The organism is Paenibacillus turicensis, from assembly GCF_050461185.1.
Lineage (GTDB): Bacteria > Bacillota > Bacilli > Paenibacillales > Paenibacillaceae > Fontibacillus > Fontibacillus turicensis_A.
On sequence record NZ_JBCMOR010000022.1, the window covers coordinates 1 to 1,080 of the forward strand.

1 protein-coding gene is annotated in these 1,080 nt (G+C 36.9%); it reads right to left on the bottom strand.

Annotation, left to right across the window (positions count from 1 at the left end; translation table 11 throughout):
- A partial coding sequence (locus ABE099_RS20545) for an RHS repeat domain-containing protein (protein ID WP_430033514.1) occupies nucleotides 1-1,080 on the bottom strand: 1,080 nt, incomplete at both ends.

Sequence of the window (1,080 nt, forward strand, 5' to 3'; positions counted from 1 at the left end):
TCCTTCATACGTATCCTTACTTACAAATCTCCCTATAGCAGGATCATAATATCTTGCACGTAAATAGTATAATCCGGTCTCATCATCAAAAATCTCACCTGCGTATTTGAAATCGTTGCGAACTGTTTCTTCCTGCTCAACAATGTTACCCCATTCATCATATTGATAATGGTTCACAATTTGACCAGACTCATCTATTAACTGTACAACATCTCCATGACCGTTATACAAGTAAAAATACTTTTTATTCGTACTGACATCCCGTTTAGCAAGTAGTCGATCTGGGCCCCATGTATAGTTTGCAATAGCTTTGTTGTTTGCGTCTGCCTCAGAAATCACTTTACCCGCATTATTGTATGCGTAACGCACCTTTTCAACTGAGGATGCAGGGTTTTGACTGTTACTATTCTGATCGCTATTAGCCTGTTGGACTCTTGTCGTCGTTTTAGCTAATCGTAAACCTTGCATTTCATATTCAAACTCGGTGGTCGTATTTTCCTTAACCACCTTACTTACTTGATCCCACAAATTAAAGGTGTACGTTTGTTCCTTCGTATCTACAACTTTACTATCACCCTTGAGCGTTTTGCGGTTTCCTCTCGCATCATAGGTGTAAACGATAGTTTCTCCTGAAGGACGTTTCACTTGAATCAAACGGTTTAGCTTATCATACTGATAATTAGTAGTCCCTACACTATCCTTGATGCTTATAATATTTCCATTATTGTCGTAAGTGTAAGAAAACTCTGAAATTAATGTTGTTCCTTTTTTATTACTTACCTTAACTAATCTACCGATCCCATCATAATTATAATCACTTGTTAAATAGCTTCCATCTGATAATCTTGGATAAACGATACGCTGAAGCTTACCTTCTGGGTTAAAGCTATATTGTGCATTTGCATTGTCCTCTGCTGTAACAATATGCGAACCATTCGTTTGAACTTTATTAATACGGGTCTTGTCATAGCTATAGTTCGTAAAGTAATCAAAAGCATCTGCAACATTTTTAATTTGATTTTGATCATTATATTCATGGCGAACGACCGTTACTGTGCCATCGTATAATGTGGCTTTATA